Annotated in this window: 23 protein-coding genes and 1 pseudogene; 19 read left to right on the top strand and 5 right to left on the bottom strand. The window is 63.3% G+C overall.

Going from position 1 to position 24858, the window contains the following annotated elements; genetic code table 11:
* Positions 1–175 precede the first annotated feature (175 nt).
* On the top strand, positions 176–910 hold the full coding sequence (locus F2P44_RS19335) for an SMI1/KNR4 family protein (RefSeq protein WP_167088681.1): 735 nt from the start codon (positions 176–178) through the stop codon (positions 908–910).
* Between the two features lie 56 nt (positions 911–966).
* The gene (locus tag F2P44_RS19330) at positions 967–1239 is read left to right on the top strand and encodes a hypothetical protein (protein ID WP_167088680.1); all 273 of its coding nucleotides are present in this window, start codon (positions 967–969) and stop codon (positions 1237–1239) included.
* Positions 1240–1280: 41 nt separating this feature from the next.
* Here the strand turns inward: F2P44_RS19330 and F2P44_RS35625 are convergent, their stop codons facing one another.
* Positions 1281–1529, bottom strand: a complete 249-nt coding sequence (locus tag F2P44_RS35625; RefSeq protein WP_370662720.1) for a pyridoxamine 5'-phosphate oxidase family protein — start codon at positions 1527–1529, stop codon at positions 1281–1283.
* Positions 1530–1689: 160 nt separating this feature from the next.
* Positions 1690–5481 (bottom strand): WGR and DUF4132 domain-containing protein, encoded by a 3792-nt coding sequence (locus tag F2P44_RS19320; RefSeq protein ID WP_167088679.1) that lies wholly within the window; start codon positions 5479–5481, stop codon positions 1690–1692.
* 435 nt (positions 5482–5916) lie between these two features.
* Here F2P44_RS19320 and F2P44_RS19315 point away from each other — a divergent pair, with 435 nt between their 5' ends.
* Positions 5917–6219, top strand: coding sequence for a putative quinol monooxygenase (locus F2P44_RS19315; protein ID WP_167088678.1), 303 nt, complete (start codon positions 5917–5919; stop codon positions 6217–6219).
* A gap of 45 nt (positions 6220–6264) precedes the next feature.
* On the opposite strand, the gene F2P44_RS19310 is transcribed toward F2P44_RS19315, so the two are convergent.
* Entirely contained in the window at positions 6265–7434 is a 1170-nt protein-coding gene (locus F2P44_RS19310; protein ID WP_167088677.1) for an AAA family ATPase, read from the bottom strand.
* Between the two features lie 241 nt (positions 7435–7675).
* Between F2P44_RS19310 and F2P44_RS19305 the strand changes: the two genes are divergently transcribed.
* The 14 genes and pseudogenes from F2P44_RS19305 to F2P44_RS19245 all read left to right on the top strand — a co-directional run bounded on the left by F2P44_RS19305 (position 7676) and on the right by F2P44_RS19245 (position 21049).
* Complete coding sequence (locus F2P44_RS19305; RefSeq protein WP_167088676.1) at positions 7676–7945, top strand: hypothetical protein; 270 nt, start codon at positions 7676–7678, stop codon at positions 7943–7945.
* A 9-nt stretch (positions 7946–7954) separates the two neighbouring features.
* Positions 7955–9070 carry a DUF2169 family type VI secretion system accessory protein gene (locus tag F2P44_RS19300; RefSeq protein WP_167088675.1) on the top strand — a complete coding sequence of 372 codons (1116 nt, stop codon included), beginning with the start codon at positions 7955–7957 and terminating at the stop codon, positions 9068–9070.
* Positions 9067–10176 (top strand): hypothetical protein, encoded by a 1110-nt coding sequence (locus F2P44_RS19295; protein WP_167088674.1) that lies wholly within the window; start codon positions 9067–9069, stop codon positions 10174–10176. Before F2P44_RS19300 ends, F2P44_RS19295 begins: the two co-directional genes overlap by 4 nt.
* The gene (locus F2P44_RS19290) at positions 10177–10563 is read left to right on the top strand and encodes a DUF4150 domain-containing protein (RefSeq protein ID WP_167088673.1); all 387 of its coding nucleotides are present in this window, start codon (positions 10177–10179) and stop codon (positions 10561–10563) included. It begins immediately after the preceding gene.
* A gap of 5 nt (positions 10564–10568) precedes the next feature.
* Positions 10569–11873, top strand: a complete 1305-nt coding sequence (locus tag F2P44_RS19285; protein ID WP_167088672.1) for an HNH/endonuclease VII fold toxin-2 domain-containing protein — start codon at positions 10569–10571, stop codon at positions 11871–11873.
* A 1-nt stretch (position 11874) separates the two neighbouring features.
* On the top strand, positions 11875–12903 hold the full coding sequence (locus tag F2P44_RS19280; protein ID WP_167088671.1) for a beta propeller repeat protein: 1029 nt from the start codon (positions 11875–11877) through the stop codon (positions 12901–12903).
* 94 nt (positions 12904–12997) lie between these two features.
* The gene (locus tag F2P44_RS36155) at positions 12998–13126 is read left to right on the top strand and encodes a hypothetical protein (RefSeq protein WP_267877617.1); all 129 of its coding nucleotides are present in this window, start codon (positions 12998–13000) and stop codon (positions 13124–13126) included.
* Positions 13127–13277: 151 nt separating this feature from the next.
* A complete protein-coding gene (locus F2P44_RS19275) occupies positions 13278–13637 on the top strand; it encodes an HNH/endonuclease VII fold toxin-2 domain-containing protein (protein ID WP_167088670.1) in 360 nt (119 codons plus the stop codon).
* A 7-nt stretch (positions 13638–13644) separates the two neighbouring features.
* On the top strand, positions 13645–14670 hold the full coding sequence (locus tag F2P44_RS19270) for a beta propeller repeat protein (protein ID WP_167088669.1): 1026 nt from the start codon (positions 13645–13647) through the stop codon (positions 14668–14670).
* Positions 14671–14764: 94 nt separating this feature from the next.
* The gene (locus tag F2P44_RS19265; protein WP_167088668.1) at positions 14765–16150 is read left to right on the top strand and encodes a hypothetical protein; all 1386 of its coding nucleotides are present in this window, start codon (positions 14765–14767) and stop codon (positions 16148–16150) included.
* A 200-nt stretch (positions 16151–16350) separates the two neighbouring features.
* A pseudogene (locus F2P44_RS19260) lies at positions 16351–17122 on the top strand (IS701 family transposase); the annotation flags it as partial.
* Positions 17123–17391: 269 nt separating this feature from the next.
* Positions 17392–18366 carry a GTP 3',8-cyclase MoaA gene (gene moaA / locus F2P44_RS19255; RefSeq protein ID WP_167088667.1) on the top strand — a complete coding sequence of 325 codons (975 nt, stop codon included), beginning with the start codon at positions 17392–17394 and terminating at the stop codon, positions 18364–18366.
* Between the two features lie 64 nt (positions 18367–18430).
* Positions 18431–20371 carry a type IV pili methyl-accepting chemotaxis transducer N-terminal domain-containing protein gene (locus F2P44_RS19250; protein WP_167088666.1) on the top strand — a complete coding sequence of 647 codons (1941 nt, stop codon included), beginning with the start codon at positions 18431–18433 and terminating at the stop codon, positions 20369–20371.
* 18 nt (positions 20372–20389) lie between these two features.
* Entirely contained in the window at positions 20390–21049 is a 660-nt protein-coding gene (locus F2P44_RS19245) for a response regulator (RefSeq protein ID WP_167088665.1), read from the top strand.
* Between the two features lie 102 nt (positions 21050–21151).
* On the opposite strand, the gene F2P44_RS19240 is transcribed toward F2P44_RS19245, so the two are convergent.
* Complete coding sequence (locus F2P44_RS19240; protein WP_167088664.1) at positions 21152–21400, bottom strand: heavy-metal-associated domain-containing protein; 249 nt, start codon at positions 21398–21400, stop codon at positions 21152–21154.
* 222 nt (positions 21401–21622) lie between these two features.
* On the opposite strand from F2P44_RS19240, the gene F2P44_RS19235 reads away from it, so the two are divergent.
* Together F2P44_RS19235 and F2P44_RS19230 are read left to right on the top strand one after the other, a co-directional pair.
* Positions 21623–22822 (top strand): NnrS family protein, encoded by a 1200-nt coding sequence (locus tag F2P44_RS19235; protein ID WP_167088663.1) that lies wholly within the window; start codon positions 21623–21625, stop codon positions 22820–22822.
* 77 nt (positions 22823–22899) lie between these two features.
* Positions 22900–23145: a hypothetical protein gene (locus F2P44_RS19230; RefSeq protein WP_229423624.1), complete on the top strand. Its 246-nt coding sequence runs from the start codon at positions 22900–22902 to the stop codon at positions 23143–23145.
* Here the strand turns inward: F2P44_RS19230 and F2P44_RS19225 are convergent.
* Complete coding sequence (locus F2P44_RS19225) at positions 23126–24844, bottom strand: L,D-transpeptidase family protein (RefSeq protein WP_167088662.1); 1719 nt, start codon at positions 24842–24844, stop codon at positions 23126–23128. The two genes, F2P44_RS19230 and F2P44_RS19225, sit on opposite strands and share 20 nt — an antisense overlap.
* Positions 24845–24858 lie beyond the last annotated feature (14 nt).

Below are 24858 nucleotides of genomic sequence, written 5' to 3'. Positions count from 1 at the left end.
GGGCTTGGTCGTGGTCGTCGGGGCTGAATTTAGTATCTAAAAATCAACATATCCATGCTAGTATATCCAATTTCCAAAAAGATAAGCTTCCTTTTTTGCATGTGGCGCGGCCGATTGAGCCTGCCCTGCGGTCGGAATCGACCCACTTTTTGTCGTTGCGGGAGCAGTGTCGGCCATGGTGATCAGCAAGCAAGTGGTGTGGGAGTCGCTGTCACGCTTCGTCAAGCCGTCGCTGCTGGCGGAAACGGCGGCGCAACTCCCGTCCGGCTTGCCGGTGCCGCCGCAATGGGTGGCGATCTTGCAGGCGCAGCAAGCCAGCGGGCGCCTGGAGGCCTCGGCCGGCTGGCATGATTTTTCGGAGCAATTGCCGAACCTGGCAACCTTCTTCAACAAGCAGGCCAGGCCGCTGTTATTGCTGGCCGAGGTGGATCGAGCCGTGTCGCTGCTGTATCCGTTTACCGCCGGCGGCGAGCTGTATCTGTATCGGGGGCATCCGCCGCTGACGGCTGCGCCTGAACGGTTTCAGTCGGTGTGGCCGCGCATTCCGCAGCAATTTCGTGACTTTTACACAACGGTGCACAATGGCTGGACCTTTTTGTCCGCCAATTCCATGGGGCCGCTGCCTGTGGCGGACTGGGCTTACCTGTCCGAGGACCGCTTCGATATCGATGACGCGACGGCGGCCGCCATGCCTGTCGATATCGGCAAGGTGATTACCGTCTTTCACAACGGCGGTGGCGATTACCTGTGCCTGGACTTGTCGGCGCCGGACGGCGTCGCAACGGGCTTGATCTGGTGGCATGACGATCCGGGGCATCCCGAAGTGGTCAATTTCTGGGCGGCGCTCGATGCCTGGATCGGGGTTTTTTTCGAGGACGTCGATAGCATTCCGGCGCGAGCGCTCGCTTGAGGCAAGCCGCCACGACGCCGCGCGTCTCACCAATGCAAAAAATGGTCCGGTAAGGCATGGCGACATCCACTCAAACACTGCGTCTGGTTCTCTACCGCATATTGTTTACGCATGAGGTCACCGATTTTGCCGGCTTGGCCGAGACCCAGGCCGGCCTGATCAGGCAAAGTCACGACGATGACACGCTCGAACACATAGCGGCAGCGCTGACGTGGGCCACCAACCATCCCAACTTCGATTACCAATCGCTGCTTCCGTACATGCCCCATTCCAGCGCGCGCCTGTACGACTACCTGTGCAAACTGGCGCGGGTGTGGGGCGTGGGGTAGGCCGTACGCAACACCCGATTGGGCGCATGCGCCACGCGCAGCTACACGGCGATCTTGCCTTCGATCGAATCGTCGAGGGTTTTGCCGATCACGGCGCCCACCAGCATCTTCACGCCGGCGACGGCCTTGCCGTGCTTGTTATCCCAGTAGTAACCCTGGCCCGGGGTGATCTTAATGGCCGTGATACGCGGATCGTTTTCGCCTTCGGTGAACCAGGTTTTCAGGATGAAGTTCCACAGCTCCTTGATCCTGGCCTTGTCGCGCGTGATCGTGGCCACGCCGTCGAGCACAAGGAATCCAGAGCAGCGGGGCGCCAGCCTAAGATGCGGGCCGCGCTCCGGGCATCCCGAGAAAAACAGGATTCGCTAAGGTCCACCACAAGCGGTCGGGAAAAAGCGCGTGCAAAGCCCAATCATGGCGCGGTTACAAACCCGTGCAGACGCCACCCGCCTATGCACACAGCCCGGCGATATCGCGTATCAATTCGCTCAGGGCAACCGGGTCGAGCGTGGACAGGCTTTCTGTCGGCGAAGGAAAACCGTCCCGGTTGGCCTTGCCGTACTGTACGAAGGCGAGTGTCTGCTCCGGGTTCTCGGTAAGATTGCCGGTATAAATGCCGGGACCAAAGGAAAGCATGGCCGCCTTGTCAGTGCCGATCGGCTTGCAGAAGTAATACATGCAGCCGTGGTCTTCCGCACTGCCGCGGCGCCAGCCCCGGTTGACCAGACCGAGTATCCGGCCGGTCGGCACTACCTTGCCCTCCCACCTCTGCAATGTGCACCCGTCCAGCTCGTCGGCTTCAGCGCGATAGCTGTCGCGGCCGAGCTGCGCGAATGGCTGCAGCAATTCGTAGTCGGCGAACAGCTGGCCAAAGGCGGTAGCGTCGCTGGCGGGCAGTTCCAGCGCATGAGGAATGCCGATCCGCACGTCGGAACCGTCGGGCAGCACAAAATCCTCGTCGCCGGCGCCGGTATAGAAGCCCTCCGGCGTCACCCGGAAACAGGCGACCAAGCGCGCCCGCTCCTGCGCCACCTGCTGGTACACGCCCCATACCAGGCGTTGCACAAGGTGGCGCAGCAGCGGGTGCTGCGCCAGGACGGCCACGAAGACTTCGGCAGTCCAATGACGTGGCGTGCACATGGCGCACTCGAGCCGGAACACCTGCTGCGCCGCGATCACCTTGGCATCCTTTTTAAGCAGCTTGAAGCGCGCCACCGCTTCTGCCGCCAGGGCCTGGTCATCGCTGGCTTTCGGTTTCGGCAGGTCTTTCAGGCGCGCCCCGCTGTCGTCGCGCACATAGGGATTGAGCGTCTCGTCAAAGCCGACCGTAAACCGGCGCGGCCCGAAGTCCAGTGCGAGCTTGCCGCTATCGTCCAGCCCCAGGTCCGGCGCCAGCCGGTCCTCGAGCTCCTCGATGCTCAGATTGCGCGCTTCGGCGATCTGCTCGATCTTGGTCCGTGCGCGGTCCTGCAGGGCCTTGAACTTGAGTTTTTGGGCGATGCCGTTCAGGAGCATGAGCGCCGTATCGGTGCCGATGGCAGCCAGTATGTCCAACCCTGCTGCCGCGCGTGCGTGTTGCGACTGGCCGGGCCACGCCCGCAGCAGCGGCGTCAGTTTGCGCGCGCTGCGATCGTTGCCCAGCATCCCCAGCGCGAGAAAGGCCCAGCCCTCCTTGGCCGGGGCGCCGGCGTCCATCCAGGCCCTGAACAGATCCCAGGCGAAAGCGTCCAGCGAATCGGACGTGCACGCGGCCTTGACGTCGACGATGCCGGCGTAGGGGCCTTCAATGGTGGGAAAGCGCAGCATGGTCCCGAGATGGTCGAGCGCCTCGTCGGGCAAGCCCTTGCCACTAGCGGCGAGGACCGGGCGGGTCCATCCGGCCGGCTGCCAGAAATCGGGCGCCTTGATGCGCTTGTCGGGGTAGCGGTCGAGCGGGTCTTCGTCCAGCAGCGCGCGCACGCGCAGCGCCACGGCCGGATCGGGGTAGCGCTTCGCCACCGCCATCAGCAGAGCATCGTGGCCTTCCGCCGCCAGCAGGCGCAGCGCCAGCACTGCGCAGCGGCGCTCCGCCCCAGGCGCCGCGAGCGCATACGCGATCAGGCCGCAGGCGGCATGTTCGGGAAACGCCAGCAGCCACTGGCGCGCGGTATCGCGCACCGTCTTCAGCTCTGCAAAGGCACGCGCGACGGGCAGCGCCAGTTCGATCGCCCCCAGGTGCAGCGCGAGGTGGAGATTTTTCAAGGCACGGAACGTGCAGACGAGGACCATGCCGGGGATCGCGCCGACACCTGACCGGGCAAGGACAAAATCGATATCGTAGTCCCCCTGGCAGGCTAGCTCATTCCAAAACGCCAGCCCCGTTGGCTGCGGCATAAGCATGGCGCCGCGCGCACTGAAATATGGGCACTCGTCGCGGCTGTCGCGAAGCTCGATCCACAATGCCGCCAGGTCAGCGCCGTCATGCTTGGCCAGGCAGCGCGCGACACGGTCAGTGTTCTTCGTGCCAAGGCGGAACCAGTCGATCAGCCCAGGCAAGTTGCCCAGCTTTTCGCTCAGCGTCTGGTCCCAATCGCTCGGCACAAGGAGTGCCTCGCGTTCGCCCTCGGCCCACTGTTCGACGGGCGCCAGGTCCAGCAGATCGAGCTCCATCGGTGCCGGTGCGCGGCGCCCTGGCACCGTCCATGGCGCCACGGCCAGCACGCGCGGCAAATCGGCCGGCCCGGCCAGGTCGGCGCGCTCGCCAATGTGCGCGCTCAATACGTCGATGACCTTGTTGGCCTCGTCCGAGAGCCATGGCCGCAGCGCGGCCAACATGTCGGCTTGGCTGCGCAGCAAGGTCGCGAGCATGGGCGCGAACGCTGTCATGGCCTTGCGCTCGGCGCCGATCATCTCGCTCAGCCCGGCAATGCCAGCTAGCGGCCAGCACTGCACGGCAGCGGTGAAGCGCGCCATCGCCTCTTTGCCGGTGCTGCTCGCCCCGGCCAGCGCGCGCATGGACGAAGGCGTGCCGATACAGGCCAGGCCTTCGGCAGCCAGGTCATTTTCCGGATACGCGACCAGCAGCGCCTCGGCAGCGAGGCCGCGTTCCTGCAGCAGCGTGGCGACCAGCCGGGGGTAGGTGAAGCCCGATTCGGCGCCACGGTATGAGGGCGGCGCATATGTCATCAGGCGCACGGTTTCCGGCGAGCTTGCCCCCAGTTGCAACCAGTATGCGGGCGTAAAGTCCGGGGTGGCCGCGTAGTCCAGTATCAGCTGCTCGCACCAGCCGGCCTGCTCGGAAAACAGCAGGCCGAACAGTGGACGGCGCTTGACCGGCAGGCCGGGCACGGCTGCCTGGCAAAGCGCCAGGCATTGATCCCATGTAGCTTGGTCGGCATGGGCCAGGTGTGCGCGATAGGCCAGTTCGGTGGCCGTGTAAATACCGTTATTCGTGTAGTTGAAGGCATTTTCGTCGGCATCGGTGAAGCTGAAGTAATACCCATTCGATTTGTGCTCGACGGTGCAGCTCCAGCGCTCCATCTGCAACAGCACGTCCAGCGCGTAGGCCAGGCCCTTGCGTGCCACCAGAAAATCGACGAATGCCGACCCGGTGCTGCGCGCCGCCTTGCTGTAGGAAGGTAATTTTGCTTCGGCCGCAAGCAGTATCGCGTCCGATTCCAGCGAGCCTTCCCATTGGTCCTGATGGAAGCGTGTAGCAGCCTCGTTAACGGCGGGTTTGAAAGCCTTGGAGGCCACGTCGTACTCGGGATAACAAAAGCTCTCGGTCATCGCTTCGCAAAATTTGTCCCACAGTTTTGCCAGGTCGTTGCCTGGCTTTTTGCCGGGAAAGCGGCGTGACGGCAGCGCCAGCGCGGCCAGCTTGGGCGGTATGACGACGAGGGTGTCGAGTGCCAGCCACGGGGCGATATCAGTGCGCGCGCCAGGGGACGCTGGCGCTGCCGTAACCGGTGCGATGGGTTCCGCCGGTGCCACACGTGGCGTCGCTGCCTTCGCAGCCGGGACGGGCAGCGGGACCTGCGCTGCGACAGGGGCACCGGCAGCTGTTTCGACATAGCCCTTTGCGGTCTTCTCCTTGACCAGCTTGGCCAGCGCGGCAGCCGCCTTGTCCGCATCGGCATGAACTTTGGTCTGGCGCTGGCCGGTTGTACCGAATTTGCCAAAGCAAACGTTAAGCTCGCATTCATCCTGTTCAATGCTCCAGAATTTCCGGGATGTGCCGTCGTCAAACTCGAAATGCCGCATGCGTTCCGCCTTATTGTTGTGTGCGTCGATCAAACTAATAACATTGCATTATCGCTCATGTAGGTCGGCAGGCGCGGTTACAAACCCGTGCAGTGCCCGACTGTACTAAGTGCACAGTGTGGTGAGGTCGCTCCCGGGAATCGGGGCCGATTCGATCGCTGCTCAAAAGCGCGCGCAAGTCCCCTATTTGCGCGCTTTTACAACCCGCTAACACTGCGCGGGAACGACGACTTAACGGTATCGACATGGAATCTGTTCGCGCTGATTAGGCAGACACACCCTGGCCGGCGTGCGCCGGCCAGGTGAAACCGGGCTGCGCCAACGGCCTTGGAGAAGAGGAGATATAATTCAGGAAAGATTGTTTAAGTTTTAATGATGCATGCGCGTCGATTATGCTGGCAAGCTTTCCTTTTCAACGTACGCCATGGAGCACACATGCTGGTTTTTTCCGTCACACTCACCGCCAAACCGGACGCAGGCCCGGCCCTGATCGAACTCGCCGCCATGCTGGTGCCGCTCTCGCGCGCCGAGCCCGGCTGCATTCGCTACGACTTCCTTCAATCGCCGCATACCCCGAACAAGTTCGTCTTTTTCGAGGTGTGGAAGAGCCGGGCCGATCTGGATGAACACTACCAGACGCCGCATTTCAAGACCCTCGCCGCGCAGTTGCCTGCGCTGATCGAAGGCGAACCCGAACCCGTGAGCTATGAAACCGAGGGGCCAATACCTGGCTTCTGATCGCAGGCACGAACCGGTGCGCCCGCTACAGGCGCGCCCGGCATATCAGCGCGTGGTCCAGTGCCATGCCGGTTTTTCCAGCTCGCGCATGCCCACGACCCGGGTCGCGCCAAACTCCTTTTCCAGGCAAATCGACTGATAGCCGCGCTGCTTCTCCAGCGCTGCGATCAGCCCGCTGGCGTGCGACACAGCAATGATCTGCGAATGCCGTGCAGCCTTGCCCATCAGGCGTCCGAGCGGCGCCAGCAGGTCGGGGTGCAAGCTCGTTTCCGGTTCGTTCAGCACCAGCAGTTCGGGCGGACGCGGGGTGAGCAGGGCGGCGATCCATAGCAGGTAGCGCAAGGTCCCGTCCGACAGCTCGCTGGTGCGCATCGGGCGCAGCAGGCCGTGCTGCTGCATGAACAGCTCGAAGCGTCCGTCGCTGATCTCCACCTCCAGCGAGGCGCCGGGGAAGGCGTCGTCCACCGCTTCGTGCAGGGCGTCGGCGTCGCCGATCTCGATGATGGTCTGGATCGCGGCGGCCAGGTCGTGGCCATCGTCGCTCATCACCGGCGTGTGCGTGCCGATCTGCGCGCGTCGGGCTGGCGCGTCGGCATCGGTGCGGAAATGGTCGTAAAAGCGCCATGCGCGTACTTGCTCGCGCAACTGCAGCATCTCCACGCCGTCGCGCACGTCGCCAAGCTGGGTCAGCATGCTGTCGAACGTGGACAGGGCCGCACTCAGCACGCGCCACTCGCCGGCGCTGTCCTTGAACTTGACGATCGCCCCGGTGCGCTCGACAAACTGGGCGCCGCGCCGCAGGAAGGGGCCGCTCCAGATGCACTCGCGCTTGATGTGCGGATCGAGCATGAATGCGCTGGGCATGTCCGACTTGAGCGGCAAGCCGAGGTCGATCAGGTAACTGCTGGCATCGCTGGCAAAACCCAGGCGCAGATTGACCGCTTCCTTGCGCCGCGTTCCCTGCACCTCGTGCCGTCCTTCGAGCATCGCCCGCGAGATAGTCTCCGGCCCCGCCCACAAGGTCGACTGCAAGCCGCCTTCGCGCGCCAGCGCCGGAATCAGCCCGCCCTGCGCGGTCTCGGCCAGCAGGCGCAGCGCGCGGTACACGCTCGACTTGCCGCTGCCGTTGGCCCCGGTAATCACGTTCAACGGTTGCAGGGGCAAAATCAGGTCGCGCAGCGAGCGGTAATTGGCAATGGCAAGTGTGGTGAGCATGCTCAAGTGGACGGTTAACTAAGGAACCTCTTGCTTATATCATATCGCTTCGCGTGATAGGTCCCGCATCAGGAAATTACCGATGCGGCACCGGTTTGTGTAACATTCAATTCATTTGAGCAAGTTTCAGAACTGTTGGCATTTATGCTACTATTTGGCAATACGAACGGTCGACTCTGGGCCTTCTTCCTTCTGCATAGGAGTGCGGCGATACTTGTTTAATTCATTGTATGGAGAACGCATGAGCTTGCAAGATCTGGTCAGCGAACGTCAGCATGACCGCTTGTTGCGTTTATTTTTTCTAAATGAGGATGCTCCATCGTCCCAACTTCTCGTCAACCGCGTCGATGTATTCGAGGCGCTTTCGCGTCGGTTCGAGTTCACGGTGGCACTGCTCCCTGATGACCCCAATATCGCACTGAAGGAGCTGCAGAAGCAGATGAGGTGGGTCGCGCAGGTTCGACGGAACGGCGCCCGGCGAAGCCTAGGCGGTTCGATGAGTATCAATTAAGGGGTAGTCATGGACATAATGGTGACCTCTAGACACCTGCTGGCCGACTTGACCACATCGCTCGATGTGGAAGGGCGCGAACACCTGATCATCGTGGTTAAATCGAGCTGGCAGATACCCCGCCGCGGTGCGCGGCCGCGACCGATCGCTCCACAGCCGCTGGAACAGGGCGACGTCTTCTTTGCCGATCCCGGCACCAGCCCGATGAAGTACGGCAGTGACTTGGTGCGTTACAAACCGCGTTGCGACATACTGTTCGACGCGCAGGCTCACGCGCCGGCAGGAGCACCAGTGACCGAGCTGGTGGCCGGTTTCAAGGTGGGCACCCTGCAAAAAGGGGTTAAGGTAATCGGGCCACGCAAATGGCGCGTCCGGCTCGGCATGGCCAGCCTGACCAAGCCGGACCCGTTTGTCAGCATGCCGCTGCATTATGGTTTTGCCTTCGGCGGAACGCGTACCTATCAAAAGGGCAGGGGCGATAAGGTGCAGACACTGACCGAAACCCTGGCCAGCAATCCTGTCGGCCTGGGCTGGGTGGGTCCGAACACCGGAGCGGAGCTGCATGACCTGCCTGCCCCCAGTCTGGAACCGCTAGACGACCCGGTCAGATCTCCCACCGGCAAACACCGGCCGGCAGCGTTTTCCGCCGTGGCGCGCCAGTGGCCGGTCAGAAGACAGTACGCAGGCACCTATGACGCGCATTGGCAGCAGCACACCTTTCCGTTTCTACCGGAGGACTTCGATGAACAGTTTCACCAGTGTGCCCCGGCGGACCAGCAAATACCCTACCCGAAGGGCGGTGAAGAAGTGGTCCTGCTCAACTTAATGGCTGGGCACGAAATCGTGCGCTTCAAGCTACCGGCCCTGGACAAGCTGCAGATCCGCGTGCTGAGGAAGGATTACAGCGTTGCAACGCCGGTACCGGTGGTGGATACGCTGTATTTTGAGCCGGATAGCGAACGCTTCACGGCCGTGTGGCGTGCCAGCGTACCTGTGTTGCGCCGCATTCAAGAGTTCGATACCGTGGCGATCGGGCCCATCGACCTTCAGTGGTGGAGCAACAAGATCCTCGGTGTGGATGGCAATGGCTGTATCGGTTGCGACAGCAGAAAGGAAGCTGCATGATGACGTTCTTTAATACGCGCGCGGCTGCGGATCGCCCGGAGCCGGTGCGCCTGGCGATCCGCGCGGCCGGCCTGTGCTGCGTCGTTGGCTACCACCTGCGCGCTGCCAGCTGCGCGCTGCGTGCGCACATGGACCACTTCCAGGAGAGCGAATTTCGCAGTAGCAACTTTGACCCGATCATCGTGGCCCGGCTGCCCGACGATATCTATGGCCACGAGCGGCTGCAGCGCTGGGTCAGCCATGCGGTGCGTGATTGCGCCCATGGCATGCGCGAGCCGCTGTCCTTGCTGGACGCGGCGCGCACCGCGGTCGTGGTTCTGGCGCCGGATCCCACGCGTACACACACGGGCGATGGCTTTTATGCCGCGCTGGTTGCCAACGCGCTGCATCAGCTGCGCGCAGCCGAAGACGCGGGCGCGGCACCAAGCCCGGACGTGGACGCACGCATCGTCACGGTGATTGCCTCGGGCCGGGCCGGGCTCGGGAACGGCTTGCAGCAGTCCATGCGCCTGCTGGGCGATCAGGCGGTCGAGCAAGTGCTGCTGATTGGCGTGGACAGCTATCTGAATGCGGCCGACATGAACGCCATGCTGCGCGCCGAGCGCCTGCTGGTCAAAGGTAACAGCAATGGCTTTCTTCCTGGCGAGGCGGCCGCAGCGGTGCTGCTGACCCTTGCGACGCCGGATGCCCGCGGCATTTTCATTGAAGGAATTGGCCATGCAGACGAAGCGGGGCGGCCCGATGGCAGCGTGCCGAGCCGCGCGGTCGGACTGACCGAGGCCATACGCGCCGCTTGCGGGCAGGCCCGGGTCACGCCAGCGGATCTGGATTTCCGCCTCAGCGACCAGAATGGCGAACAGTTTTTCGCACGCGAATCGGCCAATGCCGTAACGCGCATCATGTTTGGCGCGCAGCAGCTGGTGCACCTGACCCTGGCCGACAAGATCGGCGAAGTGGGAGCGGCCACCGGTGTAGCCATGCTGGCCTGGCTGTCGCATGAGATGCCGCACATCGACCACAGCCCCGGCAACCTGGGCGTACTACACCTGGCCAACGACGGCGGCGACCGCTGCGCCGTCGTCATTCGCCACACCGGAGAGAACTAGATGGAAACACATGTCTACGCAAACGAGAACGAAGTGTGCTCCAAGGCAGCCGATGGTAAAGCCACTGCCGGCCCCGATCCTTGCTGGAGTCCTCCCGCACCGACTGCCGGACCGGTCGTCGTCCCGTATTCCAACACAGCCTGTGCCAAGGAACTGACCAACGGTTCCAGCACCGTCTTCGTGTGCGGCACGCCGGTCGCATTGCGCGATAAATCCTTTCTTGCCAACAGCGTTGGCGATGAACCGGCAACGCGCAATCTGGGCATGGGGGTATCGAGCCACGATATCAAGGGCGATGCCTACTTCATTGACTGGTCACCAAATGTCAAAGTGGAAGGTCTGAATGTCTGCCGCCACAACGATCCAATGACGCACAACCACGGGTAACAGGAATGCAGACGTCGGCCAATTCCCCAACCAGTATCTATCTCGATACGTTCAACAAACATCCTTCCTGCGCGGACGACGAGAAAGTAGTCAAGGACAAATGTAAGCCTGAACCGGAGCAATCTGAAGAAGACAAAAAAAAGGGCAAGCCAAAGCCAGAGAGAAAGGGGCTTGGCGGAAAACTGGCCACGGCCGCGAAAGCGCTTGACGACGCCGGCAAGCTGGCCGCCGGCTACAAGCGCGACCCGGGCAGCAAGACCGCCTTTGATGGCAACGGCTGGATGGAAGACCATTGCACAGGCCAGTGGATTTCCCCGATCCACACCGCTGATCCGGAGTTCGAAAAGAAACTCACCGAGATGCTCGAAAACATCGAGGACAAAAGGTTGCGCCTGATGTTGGACGGCTTCGATGAGCTGGTGGAAGTCGCGGTTGCAAAGGTCGGCCCTGTGGCGCAGGAAATGGCCACCAATTTCCTGATCAGGGCCGGTTTGAAGGCAGGAGTCGGCGTGCTCACTGCGGAGACCTTGCTGGGACCATACCTGATGGGTGCGTGGACCGCAACTGACTTGGTTCTTACAGCTAAAGAGCTGGCGGCAATGGCCGGCGACAAGGGCAAGGCTGCATTGGACGCCCTGGAAAAAACCAAAAATATCGGCGACAAGGCCAAGGATATTCTCGGCAGCTACAAAAAAGAACCGCATCGCGCCCATGCGGATGCTATGAGCCTGATGGCCCAGCTCGACACGTGCCTGCGAGCCCGCAAATGCCTGCTGGTGCCCTATAAGAATGCGGATAGCGACGGCAGGACGGATAAAGAAGAAAGCGCCAGGCGCACGGCGGCTAGCGGCAAGAAAGCCACTGTAACAAACAGTAAGGCCAAGTCGCAGGCAAAACACGGGCATGGTTGCTGCCCTGGCCAGACCGGCCATCATATTCTCCCGAATGCTATGGTCGAAGGCGCCGACTGCCCCGGCTACGACTACGACAATGCGCCGACTATGTGTCTGGAAGGCGCAAACAACGCTGCGCTTCATGGCAGCCACGGTATGGCGCACAACAACCTGAAGGTGGCCATGTTCGACTATACGAAAAAAACCGGCAAAAGCAAGCTATCCTATGCCGACGCCAAGAAGCACGCGATCGATGCGGTACAAATGGCCGGCGCAATCCAGTGCAAGCGGGAATGCCTGGAAGCCCAGCTCGATGCGCACTACAAGTGCGATGGCAAGGAATTGAATGCCAATGCAGGCGTCGGCGGTGGCACGAAGAGAACGCCACCACCCGTGAATAATACAGACAACGGATAGGATGAATATGCAGATTACAATGAAGGAATATGCCACCCACCTCAGCACGTTTTATGTCTATGGATGTGCCGTGCGCGACCGGACGCGTTTTGGTTTCATTGCGGATCGCTGGTATACCGACGAAGAAGTCGAGGCAGAGGAAAAAAGCGGACGTAGCCGGGACCGTCGCAACAAGCACTTGGTTACATTTTTCCGTAATGGTGACTCAGGCAAGCAGTGGGGCTCAACGCTGCTGGAAGAATGGGCGACCGTGTACATCGGCGCGGCGACCAAGCCGCAGAGCCAGTTCATTGCACTGGAAATGGAGGACACCTCGGCCTTTGTCGTCGGCAGCGGTGTCAGCTACATGGATACCCCGGTCGAAGATTGCAAGGGCAATCCCCTGCGCGGGGGGATACGCCGCACCAAGATGATTGAAGGCTACGCCTATGTTTGCGGGGGCGTCAGGTCGGTCGGCAAGCGGCTTGGCAAGGGCGAATGGTTTTCGCACTCGCAGGCCATCCCAGAACTGGCGGATTGGAGTGACGGCGGCTTCGATGACATCGCCGGATTCAGCGAAAACGATCTGTATGCTGTCGGCGGCAAGGGCGACGTCTGGCACTACAACGGCAAGACGTGGCAGCAGGTGTCTTTCCCCACCAATATCTGGACCAGGACAGTCTGCTGCGGCGGCGATGGCAATGTCTATATCTCGTGCTACGAGGGATTGACTTTCATGGGACGTGAAAACCGCTGGAAGAAAATCTATGACGGCGGCATCAGCCTCGGGTTCAAGGACATGGTCTGGCACGAAGGCAAAGTCTGGTGCACCAACGACAACGGGGTATGGACGATCGAGAACGGCAAGCTGGCGCGGGCCGGCGGCCTGCCCTCGGAAATATATGTATGCTCCGGCAGCCTGTCGGTCAACGACGGCGTGATGCTGATGGCTGGCCTGGGCGGCGCTGCATTTATGGAAAACGGCCAGTGGCACAACTTGTTCCTGCGCGGCGAAATGGAAATGGCCGTGCGCAAGTCGAGCGCGCCGTGAGCGGCGCGACCAGCGCTGCCAGCACGGTGCAGGCGCCGTGCCGGCTGGACCACTACCGTATTCCCGCTAAACCCACCTTGAGCTTGACGATTCAATGAAGACTGATCCAGTCCCTTTCCCGATTATTGCGCCGCTGGTGCGCCGCCATGCGGAAGATGCCGCCTTCTATTGGTCGCAGCATGACGGCTCGGCGAGTTCACCGCACCTGACCCTGGCCGGATAGCGATCGCAGTACTGATAAAGAAGAAAGCGCCAAGCGCACGGCGGCCAGCGGCAAGAAAACCACGGTAACAAACAGTAAGGCCAAGTCGCAGGCAAAACACGGGCTTGGTTGCTGCCCTGGTCAGACCGGCCATCATATTCTCCCGAATGCTATGGTCGAAGGCGCCGACTGCCCCGGCTACGACTACGACAATGCGCCGACTATGTGTCTGGAAGGTGCCAATAACGCGGCGCTTCATGGCAGCCACGGTATGGCGCACAACAACCTGAAGGTGGCCATGGCAAAATACAAGGCTGCGACTGGCAAGGACACGCTGCCCTATGCCGACGCCAAGAAGCACGCGATCGATGCGGTACAAATGGCCGGCGCCATCCAGTGCAAGCGGGAATGCCTGGAAGCCCAGCTCGATGCGCACTACAAGTGCGCCGGCAAGGAATTGAAGGCGGATTCAGGCTCCCCCGGTGGCACGAAGAAAAAAACACGACCCGTGAATGACCAAGACAACGGATAGGACGAATATGCAGATGACACTGAAAGAATATGCCGCCAACCTCAGCACATTTTACGTCTATGGATGTGTGGTGCGCGACCGGACGCGTTTTGGCTTTATTGCCGATCGCTGGTATACCGATGAAGAAGTCGAGGAAGAGGAGAAAAGCCGCAGTAGCCGGGACCGTCGCGACAAGCACTTGGTTACGTTTTTCCGTAATGGTGACCCCGGCAAGCAGTGGGGGTGGACCCTGCTGGAAGACTGGGCAACCGTGTACATCGGCGCGGCGACCAAGCCGCAGAGCCAGTTCATTGCCCTGGAAATGGAAGACTCGTCGGCCTACGTGATCGGCAGCGGTGTCAGCTACATGGATACCCCGGTCAAAGATTGCAAGGGCAGTCCCATGCGCTGCGGGGCGATTACTCGCACCAAGATGATCGAAGGCTACGCGTATGTGTGCGGTGGCAACAGGTCGGTCGGAAAGCGGCTTGGCAAGGGTGAATGGTTTTCACACTCGGAGGCCATTCCGAAGCTGGCGGATTGGAGTGACGGCGGCTTCGATGACATCGCCGGATTCAACGAAAACGATCTGTATGCAGTTGGCGGCAAGGGCGACGTCTGTCACTTCAACGGCAAGACATGGCAACAGGTGGCGTTCCCCACCAATATCTGGACCAGGACAGTCTGCTGTGGCGGCGATGGCAATGTCTATGTCTCGTGCTACGAAGGATTGACTTTCATGGGGCGCGAAAACCGCTGGAAGAAAATCTATGACGGCGGCATCAGCCTCGGGTTCAAGGACATGGTCTGGCACGAAGGCAAAGTCTGGTGCACCAACGACAACGGGGTATGGACGATCGAGAACGGCAAGCTGGCGCGGGCCGGCGGCCTGCCCTCGGAAATATATGTATGCTCCGGCAGCCTGTCGGTCAACGACGGCGTGATGCTGATGGCTGGCCTGGGCGGCGCTGCATTTATGGAAAACGGCCAGTGGCACAACTTGTTCCTGCGCGGCGAAATGGAAATGGCCGTGCGCAAGTCGAGCGCGCCGTGAGCGGCGCGACCAGCGCTGCCAGCACGGTGCAGGCGCCGTGCCGGCTGGACCACTACCGTATTCCCGCTAAACCCACCTTGAGCTTGACGATTCAATGAAGACTGATCCAGTCCCTTTCCCGATTATTGCGCCGCTGGTGCGCCGCCATGCGGAAGATGCCGCCTTCTATTGGTCGCAGCATGACGGCTCGGCGAGTTCACCGCACCTGACCCTGGCCGAGCTGGGGCGCTTCAGCGCAATGCTTGCTGCACACCTCGAAGGGCTGGAAGTGGCAGGCTCTGACGGTTGGGCCCCGGCCCTTGCCGCGCTGGAGCGCTGGAAGAAGCCCGGCGAAGCATTTGTCTGCGCCTGCTTGGCGCTGCAAGCGGGCAACGCGGCGCCGTTCGATGAATTGATGGCACATGTGCGCGCCCGTCCCGATGAATTGCTGCGCGGCGTGATCAGTGCGTTTGGCTGGGTGCCGCACGCGCAAGCGGCTGCCATCATTTATGCGTGGAGCGCGCCCACCAGCGATCCCATTCGTCAAACTGTGGCCTTGCGTGCCACCGCCTTGCTGGGTGCTGCCGCCACGCCAGCCTTGGCGCAGCCACTGGCGTTGTTCCTGGACAGCCCCGACGAGCACGTGCGCGCGGCTGCCTGTCGTGTTGCCGCTGCCGCGAGTGCGGGCGACAGCCTGCACGATGCAGCCCTGCGCGCCGGCCTGGCGGGTCCATGCCTGGTTGTGCGGGCTGAAGCGGCGATTGCCCTTGGCGGCCGTCCGCCCCTTCGTGCAAACCATGATGCCGAAGACGCAATGGTGGCGGCCGAAGCTCTGTGGCAATGCGTGATTGTCCAGGTCAAACTGCACAACGCGGCAACCGGCTGGTACCGCAAACAAGCCCTGCGCCGCCTGCAGCGCTGGGTGCAGTTGTTGGCCAGACTAATACCCATCGGCAATCCTAACCTGGCGGCACTGATCAATTTCATGCCGGCTCGGGTGGCCCTGCGCTTCATTGCTTACCATGGCGACAGTGCGCACTTGCCTTACGTGATCGCCCAGATGCGCGACCCGGCCACTGCGCGCTACGCTGGCTGGGTATGGCAAACGATCACCGGGGTGGGCCTGCGCGCCAGCGCGCTGGTCCTACCAGAACCGCATGCCGGGTCCGACACCCCGGAGCTTGGCGATGCCGGCCAGGATGCCGATCTGGGCCTGCCTGTGCCTGACGCCGACGCCATCGCTGGCCATTCCAGCGTTCGGCTGGCAGAAGGTCAGCAATATCTGCAGGGGCAAGTGCTCAACCCTATGCGGGCCCTGTCCCTACTGCAGCACGCCGTACAAGCCGAGCGCGGTATCGCGGCCCAATACCTGCTCGCGCTCCCTCCCGGTGAGGCAGGCGCTCCGCACGTCCGGCTTTCGATACGCGCTGCTGCACCATTGCAAATCCGCTCTGCGGACAAGCTACGCGACCAGTTTGCGGAAAGCGCTATTGGCGCATGAAGACCGCGCTCGACCCGTGGGACGATGCCGACATGCTGGCCCAACGCCTGCGGTACGGGATGCGCTGCTGTTCATTCTGATCGGCGCGGAACAATAGTGCGCCCGCTGCCGCGACATGCGCCCGCATTTTGATGCCCAGGTGTCCCAAGTCGAACCCATATCGTTATAGGGAGGAAGAGAGAAAACGGAAAAATAGCACGCCAAGGCGGGCGAGGCTGACGTCGAGGGTCCGGTTCGTGGCAAAGGCCCAGCCCGGTGTTATGTTGGCAGATGCCGGTTATGGTGGTGAAACGGCCTTTCGTGACGGTATTACAGAAATGGGCTTGCTCTATGCCGTCGGCATCCCCCCCGGAACGACGGTATGGCCGCCGGGCGTGTCACAGTTGCCGCCGATGCCGCAAAAAGGCCGGGGACGCCCATCAAGCCTGCTGCGTCGCGGGCCGGGCCACGAACCTTCGTCGGTCAAGGAAGTAGCGATGGGACTACCAACAGATGCGTATCAGCGGGTGAACTGGCGGGAGGGGTGTAATTCGACCTCGTCGTCGCGCTTCGCCGCACTGCGCGTGCGGCCGGCCCATCGCGATATCTGGCGCAGCGTGCAGCGTGCAACGTGCAGAGGAGTGGTTATTGATCAAATGGCCCGAAGGCGACGCCGAGCCGTTGAAATACTTTCTCTTAACAGCACCAAGCGGCGCCACGCTTGAGCAGATCGTGTTCGTGACGAAAATGCGCTGGCGAATCGAGCGCGACTATCAGACCTGAAGCAGGAATTCGGCCTCGGACACTATGAGGGCCGAGGCTGGCAAGGCTTTCACCACCATGCCACGCTGAGCATCGCCGTTTATGGATTCTTAATCAGTCAACGTCTCAACGATCGAGGCGCAAAAAAACTCCGCTCAACCAAAAATCGCTCCCTTACCCGTTAATTACATCCATCGCGGCAGCCAGGCGAACGCAACCCCACGTGCCTGATTCGATAACGTCGCTCCGCGCAGCAATCACACGCGCAATCATGATGCGATTTCAGCGTTGCCCATGTTGCAATGCGGTTGGACGGAATGTATGACACAGTAAGATGAACATCGCGATGACAAATTGTCACACAGGCCGCCTGGCGCGCGCTTGGAAAAAGCGCGCCATCTAGTTCTTTATGACTAGCCCCGCTACCTCGTCATGGGCACATTCAAATCCGGCCCGGCCCGCTACAATCGGCTTGTCATCAATCTTCAGGGAGTAGGACCATGCTGCGCGACCGGTACGGGCGATCGATCGAATACCTGCGCCTGTCGGTGACGGACCGCTGCGACCTGCGCTGCAGCTACTGCATCCCGAAAGGCTTCAAGGGCTTCGAGGAACCGCAGCACTGGCTCACCTTCGATGAAGTCGCGCGCCTGGTGGGCGCCTTCGCCCGTCTCGGCACGCGCCGCCTGCGCCTGACCGGCGGCGAGCCGCTGCTGCGCCGCAATCTTGCCGAACTGGCCGGGCGGCTCTCCAGCTTGCCCGGCATCGACGACCTGTCGCTCTCGACCAACGCGACCCGCCTCGCGCACCACGCCAGCGAACTGCGCGCGGCGGGCGTGTCGCGCATCAACGTCAGCCTCGATTCGCTCGACCGCGCCTGCATGCACCAGATCACCGGGCGCGACAGTCTCGGCATGATCCTCGACGGCATCATGGCCGGCAAGGCGGCCGGTTTCGATCCGATCAAGATCAATATGGTTGCCCTGCGCGGCGTCAACGAGCACCAGATCGACGCCATGGTCGCGTTTTGCATCGAACACCAGTTCGTGCTGCGCCTGATCGAAGCCATGCCCATGGGCAGCACCGGGCGCGACGCCACCTGGCTCGACCTGGGGCCGATCGAACGCCACCTGCGCCGCCATTTCGGCCTGATCCACCAGCCGGCCACGCTCGGCGGCGGTCCGGCGCGCTACCTGGCCACGCCGGATGGGCGCACCAGCGTCGGCTTCATCACGCCGATGTCCCAGCATTTCTGCGCCGACTGCAACCGCGTGCGCCTGTCGGTCGACGGCACCCTCTACCTGTGCCTCGGCCAGGAAGACAAGGTCGAGCTGCGCCCCTTGCTGCGCGGCGGCGCCAGCGATGCCGAACTGGAGCAGGCGATCCGCGCCGCTATCGAACTCAAGCCCGAAAAACACGAATTCCGCGAACAACCCGGCAAAATTATCCGGTTCATGTCGCAGACCGGTGGATGAGCGCCATTCCGGCGGGAACGTTTTGCCGCCCGCAAGCGTATCATGGCGTCAGCAAGGAGTACCCATGACCCTCGACACCCTGATTCCATCCCGTCACAAGCTCTCGACCAAGATTGTCGGAGCGCTGGTGGGCTTTCTCTCGCTGGCCCTGTTTGCCATCGGCGTGACCCTGTACCTGTCCTGGCAGCTCGAAGGCAGCGCCGCCGCCATCAACGATACCGGCAGCCTGCGCATGAGCAGCTACCGGCTGGCGATCCTGTTGTCGCAGCCGGGCGACCGCGCCAGCGATGCGGCGCGCCAGGCCGGCGCCGTCCAGCAAATGGCGCAGATCGATGCCACCCTGGTCCAGCTGCACCAGGGCGACCCGCAACGCCCCCTGTTCCTGCCGCCGACCAGCGCCATCCGTGGCGAATTCGAGCGCATCGACAGCGACTGGCGGCGCGAGCTGCGCCCGGCGGCCCAGGCACTGGCGGCCCGCGACGGCGCCACACCGGACGCGCTGCGCAGCTACCTGGCGCGCACCGACCGCTTCGCCGGCCGCGTCAACGCGCTGGTCCAGTTGATCGAGCGCGACAGTGAAACCCGCACCTTCTGGCTGCGCGCTTCCCAACTGGCCTTGCTGGCCCTGGCGCTGGTCGGTACCGTCAGCCTGATCTACCTCATGTTCAGCCTCATCATCGAACCGGTCACGCGCCTGCACGAAGGCTTGCACCGCATGAAGGACAAGGATTTCGAAGTGCGCCTGGAGGTCGACAGCGTCGATGAATTCGGCCAGCTGGCGCAGGGATTCAACCAGATGGCCGACTGCCTGCAAGCGCTGTACGGCAATCTGGCCACCCTGGTGCAGACCAAGACGGCCGCGCTGGAGCACCAGAACCACGAACTGGCCCTGCTGTACGATAGCGCCGCCTTCCTGCAGCGTCCGCAGCCGCTGGAACCGCTGTGCCAGGGCTTCTTGCAGCGCATCAGCGACTATTTCAATGCCGACGGCGGCTCGGTGCGGGTACTCGATACCGGCCGCGATAACGTGCACATGGTGGTCCACCGCGGTTTGTCGCCGCGCCTGGTCCAGCGCGAACACTGCATGAAAGTGGGCGATTGCCTGTGCGGCGAAGCGGTCCAGAAAAAAGTGACGGTGATCCACGACTTGCGCAAGCTCGACAAGGGCTACGAACTCGAATGCCACCGCGAAGGCTTTGCCACCGTGTCGGTGTTCCACATGTATGCGCACCAGCAGCACCTGGGATTTTTCAACCTGCATTTCCGTTCCGCGCGCGAGCTCGACGCGCGCGAACAAGGCTTGCTCGAAACGCTGGGCCAGCTGCTCGGGACCGCCGTCGAAAACCTGCGCCTGGGCGCGCGCGAACGCGAAATGGCGGTGTCGGAAGAGCGCAACCTGGTGGCCCAGGGGCTGCACGACAGCATTGCCCAGGGTCTCAACTTCCTCAACCTGCAAGTGCAGATGCTGGAACAGTCGGTGGGCGACGGCAAGCTCGCCGATGTGGCCGAGATCGTGCCGGCCCTGCGCGCCGGCGTCCAGGAAAGCTACGAAGACGTGCGCGAGCTGCTGCACAATTTCCGCACCCGCCTGGTCGAGGGTAACCTGATCGGCGCGCTGGAAACCACGGTCGACAAGTTCCGCCGCCAGACCGGCATCGCCGCCGAGCTGGTGGCCGATGTCGACGGCGCCCCGTTCCCGCGCGAGCAGCAGCTGCAATTGCTGTTCATCGTGCAGGAAGCGCTGTCGAACGTGCGCAAGCACGCCGGTGCGAGCCGGGTGCTGGTGCGCCTCGAAGACCGCCACGATTTTCTACTCAGCATCGCCGATAACGGCGACGGCTTCGATCCGGCGCTGCTGGAAGGGCGCGGCGACAGCCACGTCGGCATCCACATCATGCGCGAGCGCGCCCAGCGCATCGAAGCGGCGCTGAGCGTCACGTCCAGCCCCGGCGCGGGCACCACGATTGCCTTGACCTTGCCGCAGGAATGCCGGCGCGCCGCCTGATACGAATAAAGAGGAACCATGGACACCCCGAAAGAACCGATCCGCGTGCTGCTGGTGGACGACCACAGCCTGTTTCGCAGCGGCATACGCTCGCTCTTGCAGCGCCACACCGAGTTTGCCGTCGTCGGCGAGGCGGCCGACGGCGTGGAAGGCATCAAGCGCGCGCGCCAGCTGCAACCCGACGTGGTGCTGCTGGACTTGAACATGCCCGGCATGTCCGGCGTGGAAACGCTGCAACTGATGCAGCAGGATTGCCCGGACGCGGCGATCGTCATGCTGACCGTGTCGGAAGAGTCGCACGATCTGGCGACAGCGCTGCGCGCGGGCGCCAGCGGCTACCTGATCAAGAACATCGACACCGATTACCTGCTGCGCGCGATCCGCCGCGCGGCTGCCGGCGAAACCGTGGTGGCCGAAGCCATGACCGGCAAGCTGGTGGCGCAGTTGCAGGGGGGCGCAGCGGGCGAGGCGCCGGCGTCGGAACTCGACAAGCTGACCCCGCGCGAGAAGGAAATCCTCGACTGCCTGGCGCGCGGCGAAAGCAACAAGGCCATCGCCCGCAACCTGGACCTGGCCGAAAGCACGGTCAAGATCCACGTCCAGAACGTGCTCAAGAAGCTGAAACTGGCCAGCCGCGTGCAGGCCGCCGTGTTCGCCGTCGAGCACCGCCTCAAATAGCCCGGCCCGGGCCGGAAGATCGCAGGCGGCGGCGACATGCCGCCAGCGCTCGCTCCGGAGCGTGCATCGGAGCGAGGGCCGCGGGCACGCGTGGCTTGCGGATCAAGCGCCGCCGCAACCGCCGCAGCAACCACCGCTCGCTTGCGGCGCCACCGTGAAGCCGGCGGCGGCCACGGCCAGGCGCAGCTGATCGGCCGAGGCGCGCGCCTCATCGAAGCCGACCCGCGCGCGGCCGGTAGCCAGGGTCAGGTGCACGGTCTCGACGCCGGCGACGGCTTCGAGGGCTTTGGCCACGGCCAGTGCGGCGCTCTGGTCCTGCATGGCGGGAATGGTGAGTAAAGCGGTTTGCATACGTTCTCCGATGAATGGCGTGGTGGATGCGAACAGCGTAAAGCGCCGCACCGCCAGCCGTCCAGAAGCCCGTGCGATTTGTTCGAAAAGCATAATCTGCATCAAGAATGGCGCATTTCCGCGGCGCCGTGTCCGCGCCGGTGTCAAAACGCGCGCGATAGTCGTTGCCCGGGGCGGCGGCATAAAGTAGTATATTTAATATATCTTTAAACAGGTGATGACATGAGTCTGCTGACAATCGACGAACCGGCCGCGCCGGTCCACCACGCGCCGTGGAGCGCGCAACACCCCGTGTGGGCGCTCGGCTTTCGGCCCTTCTACATCCTGACGGCTGCATTTGCGGCGCTGGCGGTGCCCTTGTGGCTGGCGCAATACCTCGGCTGGCTCGCCTTGCCGCACGGCGGCCTGGGCTGGCACGCGCACGAAATGGTGTACGGCATGGCCATCGCCGTCATTATCGGTTTCCTGTTCACGGCCGGGCGCAACTGGACCAATCTGCCGACCCCGCATGGCGCCCACCTGGCGGCCCTGGCTGGCGTGTGGCTGGCCGGCCGCGGCGCCATGCTGTGCGCGCCGCCACTGGCCGCCGCCGGGGTCGACCTGCTGTTCCTGCCGCTGGCCGCGTGGCCGCTGTATCGCGTGTTGAAACAGTCGGGCAACAAGCGCAACCTGTTCCTGGTGGCCTTGCTCGGCTTGCTGACCGTGGCCAACGCGCTGTTTCACGCGGCCACGCTGGGCTGGATCGCCCTGTCGCCGCTCACGCCCGTGCATGCGGGGATCCTGGTGATCGTCATCATCGAGGCGGTGATCGGCGGACGCGTGATTCCCATGTTCACCACCAATGGCGCGCCCGGCACCAAGCCGGTGGTGCGGCCCCGCTATGACAAAGTCGCGCTGGCCCTGACCGCCGGCGCCAGCATCGCCTGGGTTGTGGCGCTGCCCGGCGCGCTCACGGCCGCGCTGATGATGGCGGCCGCCTGCGCCATGCTGCTGCGCCTGGCGGGCTGGCAGCCGCAGCGTACCCTGCATGTGCCGCTGCTGTGGATCTTGCACCTGGGTTACGCCTGGATCGCCTTCGGATTTGCGCTGCTGGCGCTGGCCGCGCTGGGCATCGGCACGGCCAGCGCCGGCTTTCACGCGCTGGCGGTCGGCTCGATGGCCGGGCTGATCATCGGCATGATGACCCGCACCACGCTCGGCCATACCGGCAGGATACTCAAGGCCGGGCGCTACGAGCCGGTCATGTATTCCCTGATCCAGGCCGGCGCCGTGCTGCGTGTGCTGGCGCAGGTGGTTCCCGGCGGCTGGCGCGATGGCGCGCTGCTGGCCTCGGGCGCGTGCTGGAGCCTGTCGTTCGTGCTGTTTTTGCTGGTTTACACGCCGTATCTGTGGCGCGCCCGCATCGATGGGCGCGAGGGCTGAGGCGAAATGGCAGGATACGGGTCCGCAGCACGCCGTTGCGGCGACTATCCCCATTTAAGTGAAGTGATCAGGAAAAAATGACGACCGTATTTGCCATGCCCGTGTTCGATGCCACGGTAATTTTTGAAGGAAATGAACTGTTCAAGGGAAAAGGATCGGCCAGCATGTGGGCCGAGAAACTCGCTGCCGAGCTTGGCGGCGAGGTCGGGGTCGAGAAAATCGGCACCGGCTGGGTGTTAACCGGCCGCGTCGATGGCGACGACTGCCAGTGGGGCATCCACGGGCAGCGCCTCAAGCGCGTGCTCAGCGCACCTGCGCAATAGCATCGCTACGCACTTTTAAAGCCTTTTCCAGCCCCGGATCGCGTTTGTAGACGTCTTCCGGAAACAGGGCCAGCCCTTCGCGGTCGGTCACGGCCGTCGAATAGAACAGCACCACCGGAATTGGCGTTTTCAGGCTGACGGTCTTCATCGGCGCCGGCTTCATCAGTGTTTCGATGGTGGCCGGGGTCATCTGCGGCTGGTCGCCGAACACGAACTTGGCCAGGCCGAGCGGGTTTTCGACCCGGATGCAGCCGTGGCTCAGGTCGCGCCGGCCGCGCTTGAACAAGCTTTGCGCCGAGGTCGAGTGCAGGTAGATATTGTCCGTGTTCGGCATGGCAAACTTCACCGCGCCCAGCGCATTGCGCGGACCGGGACGCTGGCGCACGCGGAACTGGCCGGCGCGCAGGCCGTCCAGGGTCGCCGCATCGACCACCGACACGGGGCCGCCGCCGCCGACCGGCACCAATTCCATCTCGTTCTTGCCCAGGTAGCCCGGATCGCGCGCCAGCTTGGGAATGATCTCGCCTTTTTCTATGCTGCGCGGCACGTTCCAGTAGGGATTGAATTCCACATAACGCATCGAACCGACGAATAGCGGCGTCGGCGTCTTGACGGCGGCGCCGACGATCACGCGCATTTCGATCAGCGGATTCTTGGCGCCGGGACCGAGTTCCAGTGCCCACAGACGGAACGAGGGCAGGTTGACGGCGATCAGGCGGCCGTCCGGGAAGTCGGGCAGCCAGCGCAGGCGCTCCAGGCCCAGCTCGAGCTGGCGCACGCGGCGCGACAGCGGCACGTTCAGGGCCGCCAGCGTGCCGGCGCCGATCACGCCATCGTCATTGAGCGCGTGGCGCGACTGGAAGTGCTTGACGCCGTCGGCCAGGGCCGCCGTGTAGAGGCCGGCGCTGGCGGGCGGCTCGGCCGGGGCGGTAGCGCTCAGGTCGCCCAGCTGGATCAGGCGCGCGCGCAGGGTGGCCACGCCAGCATACGGCGCGCCCGGTTCGAGCTTCTTGACACCCTCGGGCAGCGGCGGCAGCGCCGTGAACGGCTGCTCGGCCAGCTTGCGGTAGGTCGCCAGGGTGGTCATCACGCGCCGGTACAGGGGAATGCGCGGCTCGGAGGCGGCCACGGCCTGGTCCAGGCGCTGGCTCAGCAGCGCCGCGCGCAACTGGTCGACCGGGTCGGTCTTGGTCAGGCGCGGGTCGGGCAGGGTGGTGTGGTATTCGGAGCGCACGCGGCCCACGCGCAGGTCGGCCAGGTAGTGCAGCATGGCCTGGGTCATGGCGGCGTCGAAGCGGGCGCTGGCGCGCAAGGCCGGGTCGGCCAACTGGCGCGCCAGGCCGTCGGCGTTGTATTCGGACGGCGACAGGCCGTGCACCGCTGCATTTTGCAGCAGGGCGATGGCGGCGCTGGCCTGTTTGTAGCCGCGGTCTTGCCAGGCCGGCGCGTAGGCGCGCGGCACGTAGAAGCGGGCCAGCCAGTCGCGCTCGTCATAGGGGCGGGGCGTACGGATGATGACCGCCGCCGCATTGATCGCCAGCGTGCGCAGCTCGGCTGCGATGCCGGTCGCCGGCTGTGCAATGGCCGCTACCGGGGCTGCGGGCAGCGGAGCCGCCGCGCCGGCGCCGCTGTGGGGCAGCCAGACCACCAGTGCCATGGCGATTGCGCTCAGGCGGAAGCTTCGTTTGCCGACGATCATTTAAGTTTCCAGAC

The organism is Massilia frigida (assembly GCF_011682175.1).
Lineage (GTDB): Bacteria > Pseudomonadota > Gammaproteobacteria > Burkholderiales > Burkholderiaceae_D > Telluria_A > Telluria_A frigida.
This window is presented reverse-complemented; position numbering and strand designations above follow the sequence as displayed.